At 62.5% G+C, this 8,152-nt stretch carries 7 protein-coding genes; 1 reads left to right on the top strand and 6 read right to left on the bottom strand.

Features of this window, described 5'->3' with window-relative positions:
* Positions 1-342: 342 nt before the first annotated feature.
* The 5 genes from APH27_RS25100 to APH27_RS25080 all read right to left on the bottom strand — a co-directional run bounded on the left by APH27_RS25100 (position 343) and on the right by APH27_RS25080 (position 6,380).
* Positions 343-1,509: an MFS transporter gene (locus APH27_RS25100; protein ID WP_033696386.1), complete on the bottom strand. Its 1,167-nt coding sequence runs from the start codon at positions 1,507-1,509 to the stop codon at positions 343-345.
* Positions 1,510-1,561: 52 nt separating this feature from the next.
* The gene (gene dkgB, locus APH27_RS25095) at positions 1,562-2,365 is read right to left on the bottom strand and encodes a 2,5-didehydrogluconate reductase DkgB (RefSeq protein WP_060486193.1); all 804 of its coding nucleotides are present in this window, start codon (positions 2,363-2,365) and stop codon (positions 1,562-1,564) included.
* Positions 2,366-2,552: 187 nt separating this feature from the next.
* Positions 2,553-4,124, bottom strand: coding sequence for a hypothetical protein (locus APH27_RS25090; protein WP_060486192.1), 1,572 nt, complete (start codon positions 4,122-4,124; stop codon positions 2,553-2,555).
* Between the two features lie 125 nt (positions 4,125-4,249).
* Positions 4,250-4,744 (bottom strand): DUF934 domain-containing protein, encoded by a 495-nt coding sequence (locus APH27_RS25085; RefSeq protein WP_027919848.1) that lies wholly within the window; start codon positions 4,742-4,744, stop codon positions 4,250-4,252.
* Positions 4,728-6,380 carry a nitrite/sulfite reductase gene (locus APH27_RS25080; RefSeq protein WP_060486191.1) on the bottom strand — a complete coding sequence of 551 codons (1,653 nt, stop codon included), beginning with the start codon at positions 6,378-6,380 and terminating at the stop codon, positions 4,728-4,730. The genes APH27_RS25085 and APH27_RS25080 overlap by 17 nt, the downstream gene beginning before the upstream one ends.
* A 214-nt stretch (positions 6,381-6,594) precedes the next feature.
* On the opposite strand from APH27_RS25080, the gene APH27_RS25075 reads away from it, so the two are divergent.
* A complete protein-coding gene (locus APH27_RS25075) occupies positions 6,595-7,671 on the top strand; it encodes an ABC transporter substrate-binding protein (protein WP_060486190.1) in 1,077 nt (358 codons plus the stop codon).
* A 279-nt stretch (positions 7,672-7,950) separates the two neighbouring features.
* Here APH27_RS25075 and APH27_RS25070 read toward each other — a convergent pair.
* A partial coding sequence (locus APH27_RS25070; RefSeq protein ID WP_060486189.1) for a DUF2970 domain-containing protein occupies positions 7,951-8,152 on the bottom strand: 202 nt, incomplete at its 5' end.

Below are 8,152 nucleotides of genomic sequence, written 5' to 3'. Positions count from 1 at the left end.
CTACCAGGCGCAGAAGGTCTCAAGCCGGGCCTTAAGCGCAACTGCAATTCCTCATCTCTGGCCGCCAGGAATTGCGCATAGGCGCGGGCCGCGGGATGAACATGCTGTATCACGGCAACCCGCAAACGACGAATCGGCATCACTGTTCCCTTGACGTTCCCTATGGCGAGATCCACCCGGCGCGGCGAGTGTCACTGGAATGTCCAGCGAGGCATCGAGCATGAACAGGACGTCAATTGATGGTTAACGTCGGGCTCAGATTCTGATCTGGTGTTTCTACAGGTTACCGAGGGGGTGTAGGCGCGGCCTTGTGTCGCGAAAGGCCGCTCCTACAGGACCAACTCAGTCGGCGACCAGGGCTACCGTAGCCCTGTTGCGCCCACCGAGCCACACCAGCAGCAACCCCGCAGCCGCCAGCACGCCACCAGCCATCGGTACTGCAGCGTAACCAAGGTTCAGGCTGATCACCGCGCCGCCCAAGGCCGCGCCTACGGCGTTACCCAGGTTGAACGCCCCCACGTTGATAGACGACGCCAGCCCAGGTGCCTCGATGGCAGCGGTCATCACCCGCATCTGCAGCGGTGGCACCACCGCGAAGGTGAACATGCCCCACACCAGCAAGGCGATGGCGGCGCCGACATGGCTGCCCAATACCAGCGGCATCAGCAGCATGATCAGCGCAAGCACGCCGAGGAAAATCTTCGCCGCACCCTCCAGTGACCAGTCAGCCAGGCGGCCACCCAGGCTGTTGCCCAAGGTGAAGCCAACGCCGATCAGCACCAGGCCAAAGGTGACGAAGCTGTCCGAGGCACCGGTCAGTTCCGCCAGCACCGGCGCCACGTAGGTATACAGGGTGAACATGGCGCCAGCCCCCAACACCGTGGTTGCCATCGCCAGCAGCACGCTGGGGCGGGCGATCACCGCCAGTTCCTTGCGCACATGCGGCACGCTGCCGCGTTCACCCTTGGGCAGGGCATACCACAGGGCGGCCATGGCCAGCAGGCCGAGCACCGCCGTACCGGTGAAGGCCATGCGCCAGCCGACTTGCTGGCCAACCCAGGTGGCAGCCGGCACACCGCCGATGTTGGCGATGGTCAGGCCCATGAACATGGTTGCCACGGCGCTGGCCTGTTTTTCCTTGGGCACGACGCTGGCCGCCACCACGGCGCCAAGGCCGAAGAAGGCCCCATGGTTGAGGCTGGTGACCAGGCGTGAGGCAAGCAGGCTGTAGTAGTCCGGTGACAGTGCCGAGAGCAGGTTGCCCAAGGTGAAAATCGACATCAGGGCCATCAGCGCTGCGCGTTTGCCGAAGCGGCTGAACAGCAAGGTCATGATCGGCGCACCGACCATCACGCCGATGGCATAGGCGGTAATCAGCATGCCAGCGCTGGGGATGCTCACGTCGACGCCCTGCGCGATCACCGGCAGCAGGCCCATCGGGGTGAACTCGGTGGTGCCGATGCCAAAGGCACCGATGGCCAAGGCAAACAGCACCCGAGCAGGCTTCATTGTGCGGGCTCCACTGGCAGTGCCCAGGGGTTGCAGGGGCGTGGTCATGGCATCAGTCCCAGATCGGCGCCAGGCCTTCAGGGCTGACTTCGCGGCCATTGCGCTCGAGTTTGGCGATACGGGCCATGTCCTCGTCGTCCAGGCGCAGGTCGCGGGCGAGCAGGTTGCTGGCCAGGTTCTCGCGTTTGGTCGAAGACGGGATAACCGCATAACCCTGTTGCATGGCCCAGGCCAAGGCGACTTGGGCGACAGTGGCCTTGTGCGTGCGGGCGATCTCGGTCAGCACCGGGTCTTTCAGGACCTTGCCGTAGGCCAGGGTCATGTACGAGGTGACGGTGATGCCTTGTTCTTTGAGGAACGCCGTCAGCTTGCTGTTCTGCAGGTACGGGCTGAGCTCGATCTGGTTGGTGGCGATTTCACCTATGCCGACCACGGCGATGGCCTGGCGGGTCAATTCGATATTGAAGTTGGACACGCCGATCTGGCGGGTCAGGCCCAGCTTCTTGGCATCGGCCAGGGCTGCCATGTATTCGCCCAGCTCGACGCCGTTGCCCGGGGCCGGCCAGTGGATCAGCAGCAGGTCAACGTAGTCGGTGCGCAGTTTCTGCAGGCTGTCGCGCAGGCTGGGGATCAGCTTGTCGGCGGCGTAGTTTTCAACCCAGATCTTGGTGGTGATGAACAGCTCGCTGCGCGGTATGCCGCTTTCGGCGATGGCCTGGCCGACATCGGCTTCGTTCTGGTAGATCTGCGCGGTGTCGATGGCCCGGTAACCCAGTTCAAGGGCGGCCTTGACCGAGTCGATGACGACCTGGCCCTTGAGGCGGAAGGTGCCGAGGCCGAAAGATGGAATGCTCATGGGATCTGCTCCTGATGAATGAACGTCGGACCGAACCGAGCCGTGTGGCTCGGACTCGATCACTGTTCGAGTGCGGAGCAGTGTGCAGGTTTCAGCTCGATTGATTAAGGCAGCGCACCGCTAAGGTCATTTGACCTGAAATCACGAATAGGCCATTGGCTCATGCAAAACTGGTAAGGCGGCACCTTCAATTCTCGATAAGCGCCGAGGTGGATTGCAGTAGCCATAGCCGGCTCAGGTCCGCCACCTGACGCTCCAGCGTTGACTGCACGCCGATGCGCTGTGCTTCACGGTCCTGCCGCAGCAACGTATCGAGAACGCCCAGCAAGTCTCGATCCTTGCTGCTGGAGGTATTGTTGTCGACGTCCGACAGCTCGATGCCTTTCTGATAGGTGCGAACGCGTTCTTTCTGGGTCGCCTGCTGCGACACGCTGGCATCGGTCATCACAGCCTTGCGCCAGCCCAGGCGAGTAGTGCTGTTCGACTGGTCGTTGACTTCGTGGTAGCGATAATTCTGTGATTCGTTGTCACGAGTCAGCTGCAGGTCCATCCCTGGGTTAAGTCCTTCGTGCCATGCGGCCCGCAGGGTGGCCTGCTGTTGCTGCTCCACGCGAAGGTTGGGGTCGGTACTGATCCTGGTCGACTGTGAAACCTGGTAGCTGAAACCATCTGCCTCCTCCGGCTTCAAAGGATTTGGCTGCTTCGTGGGCTGGCTGATCGATGCGTTGAAGTCAGCCAGGCCGCTGAGCAGCAGTCGGCTGTTCTTGTTCAGGGCCATGGCCGAGTTGGCCAGGCGGGTGTGGTTGTCATCGACGCTATTGAGCTGGCTGAAGGCACCCTTGAACAGGCCCATCAGTTGTTTGTTCCCGTGGCCACGCTGTTGCGCGGCGTCAAACTGATTCAGGTAGTTGGCCAGCGCCGCCTGGCGCATGGCTTGGCTCCCCAGCAACTCGCCACCCTGGGTGTCGAAGCTCATCTTCACCTCGCCACTGGGGCCCTGCAATTTCAAGCTGCGTGTCTGGTCGTCCAGGCGCAGTTCGAAGGTTTGCGGCTGGCCGTTGCTGGTTACCAGCTGTGCGTCGAGTTGCAGGCCAGTGAACAGGGCCGGGTCGAGCTTGACCAGTGCGCCGAGCTGGAAGCTCGGCGGTTCCTGGGTCAGGCCGTTGATGGCCGACTGGAAGCTGCTGGCCAGGGCTGCCAAGCCATCCAGTTCCTTGGCGTTGAGCGTGCCGCCCTGAACCTGTGCATCCACGGCCAGGCCTTGCTCGCTACTGTACAGGCCCAGAGTCACCGTGGCGCCGGACGCGGTGGTGAGGTTGAAGGTGATGCTGTTGCTGGCGTATTCGCGCAGCCCCGATTGCTGCAGACCCAGGATCAGCTGGTTTGGCGCGGCCCCGTCGTTTACCAGAAGGCCGGATTGGGCGATGGTCGCTCCGCCATTTGCGGCCAGTTGCGCCATCAGCGCGGCTCCCAGGCCCTGGAAGCGCGCGCTGGTCGAGCCCGATTGAACGGCAGCGGTCATGTACTGGCTGAGCTTGTCGACACCCGGCGTTTCCCAGACGTAGCGGCTGGACATGGTTTGCAGGGTGCCTTTGGCGGAGTAGATGTCGCTGTCCATGCTGATCAAATGCTGGCCAAGGACCACCTGCGTGCTGGCCTGCGTCACCGTGCTGGCCGCCTGGCCGGTCCCGCTCAATTGGGGCGTTGCCGCAGGCGCGACCTGGATAGGGAAGGGGCGAACGGCAGCAATCGGATTCATTATCGGCGTTCCATGCAGATTCTGTGGGTATCAAGGCTATCGGCGTGTACTCAGGAAACCTGAGTGTGTTGCGTACAAACGAAACGGCCCGCCAAAAGGCGGGCCGTACGCATTGCAGGCAACGATCAGCGGCGGCGGAACAGCGGCAGCGGTTCGTCGGTGGCGCCCTGGTAGGTCACCGAGAAGTCCTTCAGGCTTTGCAGCGCGTCTTCCGGGTCTTTGTCGGCACGGATGGCGAATGCGTCGAAGCCGCAACGGGCCATGAAGAACAGCTGGTCACGCAGTACGTCGCCAATGGCGCGCAACTCGCCCTTGAAGCCGTAGCGGTCACGCAGCAGGCGCGCATTGGAGTAGTTGCGCCCGTCGGTGAAGGCCGGGAAGTTCAGGGCGATGACCTGGAAGTGCTGCACGTCGTCGCCGATCTCTTCCGCCTGCTCGTCGCTGTCCAGCCACACGCCCAGGCCGCCGTCGCGGGCCTTGAGCACGTGGGCATGGTCGCGCCACATCTGCAGCGGCACGATGTAGTCGTCGCAGTTGCTCAGCTCGTCGAACGAGAAGTCCTTGGGCAGCAGGTGCCAGGTTTCGTCGACGATCTGGTTGTTCTTAATGATTCGCTGCATAGACGCGTTCCTTGAAGGGGTCGATGCCGATACGCTGGTAGGTGTCGATGAAACGCTCTTCCTCGGTACGTTGTTCGACGTACACGGCGATCAGCTTCTCGATCACATCGGCCATGTCATCCTGGGCGAAGGACGGGCCGAGGATCTTGCCCAGGCTTGCGTCGCGCGCGGCGTTGCCGCCCAGCGATACCTGGTAGAACTCCTCGCCCTTCTTGTCCACCCCGAGGATGCCGATGTGGCCGACGTGGTGGTGGCCGCAGGCGTTCATGCAGCCGGAGATGTTCAGGTCGATCTCACCGATGTCGAACAGGTAGTCCAGGTCGTCGAAACGGCGCTGGATGGATTCGGCGATCGGGATCGACTTGGCGTTGGCCAGCGAGCAGTAGTCACCACCCGGGCAGCAGATGATGTCGGTCAGCAGGCCGATGTTCGGCGTGGCGAAGCCGCCCTCGCGCAGTTCCATCCACAGCGCATGCAGCTGGCGCTGTTCGACGTCGGCGAGGATGATGTTCTGCTCGTGGGAGGTGCGCAGGAAGCCGAAGCTGTAGCGCTCGGCGAGGTCCGCCACGGCGTCCAGCTGTTTGTCGGTCAGGTCGCCAGGGGCAACACCGGTAGGCTTCAGCGACAGGGTCACCGACACGTAGCCAGGGCGCTTGTGGGCGCGGGTGTTGCGCGAGCGCCAGCGGGCGAAACCTGGGAATTCGGCGTCCTGGGCACTGTAGTCGACGTTGTCGAGGGCCAGGTAGTCCGGGTCGACGAAGTGGCGCGACACGCGCTGGACTTCTTCTTCGGTCAGGGTGGTGCTGCCGCCACGCAGGTGGGCCATTTCGGCCTCTACCTTCTCGGCGAACACTTCCGGGGTCAGCGCCTTGACCAGGATCTTGATCCGCGCCTTGTACTTGTTGTCACGGCGACCGTAACGGTTGTACACGCGCAGGATGGCGTCGAGGTAGCTGATCAGGTCCTGCCACGGCAGGAACTCGTTGATGAACGAGCCGACCACCGGGGTACGGCCCAGGCCACCACCGACCAGCACGCGGAAGCCCAGCTCGCCAGCGGCATTGCGCACCGGCTCCAGGCCGATGTCGTGCACTTCGATGGCGGCGCGGTCTTCCTTCGAGCCGTTGATGGCAATCTTGAACTTGCGCGGCAGGTAGGCGAATTCCGGGTGGAAAGTGGTCCACTGGCGGACGATTTCGCACCACGGGCGCGGGTCGACGATTTCGTCTGCGGCAACACCGGCGAACTGGTCGGTGGTGGTGTTGCGCAAGCAGTTGCCGCTAGTCTGGATCGCGTGCATCTGCACGGTGGCCAGCTCGGCGAGGATGTCCGGGATGTCTTCCAGCGCCGGCCAGTTGTACTGCACGTTCTGGCGGGTGGAAATGTGGGCGTAGCCCTTGTCGTAGTCGCGGGCGATCTTGGCCAGGGTGCGAACCTGGGTGGCGTTCAGCTGGCCGTACGGCACGGCGACACGCAGCATCGGCGCGAAACGTTGGATGTAAAGGCCGTTCTGCAGGCGCAGAGGGCGGAATTCTTCTTCGCTCAGCTCACCGGCCAGGTAGCGGCGGGTCTGATCACGGAACTGCTTGACGCGGTCCTCGATGATCCGCTGATCGTACTCGTCGTATACGTACATAAAAGTCCTGTCTCAGGCTGCATGCAGCTATTCGCGCGCACGGCCGCGCACTCCGGTTCGGAGCCGGGGAACGATAGCAGGTTGGGTTTATGCGCTAAAGTGATGTTTTTGCATATGAAAAGAACCAAACGAACTAAGTGAGACTGACTGGCATTTGTTACCCGCGAGCGCGACGGGTTTATACTCGGCGGTTTGTTTCAAAGGGTGTATCCGCATGCTCAAGGCGCTTTGCCAAAGCTTGTGCCTGGGCCTGCCACTGGCAGCCTCCGCCCAGGCCGCTTCGGTGGTCTTTCTCAATCCTGGCCAGTCGAACGAGACGTTCTGGACCAGTTATTCGCGTTTCATGCAGGCTGCTGCCGATGAGCTGGGCATGACGTTGCGGGTGGAGTACAGCGAGCGGGATGCAGCGCTTGCGATGAGCCAGGCGCGGGCGATTCTCAAGGGCCCGCAACGGCCGGACTACCTGGTGCTGGTCAATGAACAGTACGTCGCGCCAGAGATCATCCGCCTGTCCCAGGGGACCGGAGTCAAGCTGTTCCTGGTCAACAACGGCCTGACCGCCAACCAGGCGATGAGCATCCGGGCCCAGCCCGACAAGTACGGGCAGGTGCTCGGTACCTTGACCGCCAATGACCAGCAGGCGGGTTTTCGCATGCTGCACGAGATGGTCGCCTTGCTGCCACGTGACAATGAACCGATTGACCTGGTGGCCTTTGCCGGGGTCAAGACCACCCCTGCTTCGCAACTGCGCGAGGAGGGCATGCGCCAGGCATTGGCTGATTTCCCCCAGGTGCGCTTGCGCCAGGTGGTGTATGGCGGCTGGAACCGCGAGCGCGCCTACGAGCAGGCGCAGCAGTTGCTGCAGCGCTACCCGAAAACGCGGCTGGTGTGGGCAGCCAACGACCAGATGGCACTCGGTGCCATGCAGGCATTCGAGGAGGCTGGGCGCAAGCCAGGGCGCGATGTGATGTTCGGTGCCATCAACAGTTCACCTGAAGCCTTGCGTGCCCGTATCGATGGGCGCCTGGGCGTGCTGATGGGTGGGCATACGACGTTGGGCGGCTGGGCCATGGTGCTGCTGCATGACGATGCCCGTGGCTTGGAGATCAACCGGGATGGCAAGCGCGAGCACACGCTACCGCTGCTGCAGTCGATCGACCAGGCCAGGGCGCGGCGGTGGCTGAAACTGCTGGAACGGGACGATTACGGCGTCGATTTCCAGCATTACAGCGCCGAAGGGCGCCCGCCGAGCTACCAGTACCCGTTTCTGACGTCACCTGTCGACTATTGAAAGACCTTGCTTGAGAGAAGGGCATTGCTCGTCTTAACTGCTGGTTGTGAAGTGCATTCCCATAACCACTACAAGAGGCAATGCAATGGGAAACTCTACCAAGGTCCGCAAAGCTGACAGCAGTGTCGATGCCTGGGCGATCCTTTGCCTGATCGTCCTGGTGGTGGTCACTGCCGTGTATTGGGTCAGCCACCAGTGACTTGAAACTCAAGACCGTGATGCAGCCAGAATGCCTGCGGGAGGGAATCCCGCAGGCGTTTTCGTTTTATGGCAGAGCGTTCAGCGGGCAGTGAGGTGCAGTGCCAGTTGCACCAGGCCAATCAGCACGGCTATGAACACCAGGGTGAACAGCGTGCCCAGCGCGATGAAGTGGCTGGCCTTGCCGTGGGTGAAATCGCGGGCGCGGTTCTTGCCGCTCTGCACGCCGAAGGCGGCGGCGAGGATGCTGTGCAGCATCTGCCAGAAGGTCGGGGGCTTGCCC

Origin of the sequence: Pseudomonas sp. NBRC 111123 (assembly GCF_001320205.1) — a bacterium.
In the GTDB taxonomy this organism is placed as follows: domain Bacteria; phylum Pseudomonadota; class Gammaproteobacteria; order Pseudomonadales; family Pseudomonadaceae; genus Aquipseudomonas; species Aquipseudomonas putida_J.
Note: the sequence above shows the minus strand (reverse complement) of the source record. Positions and strands in the feature narration are given on the sequence as shown.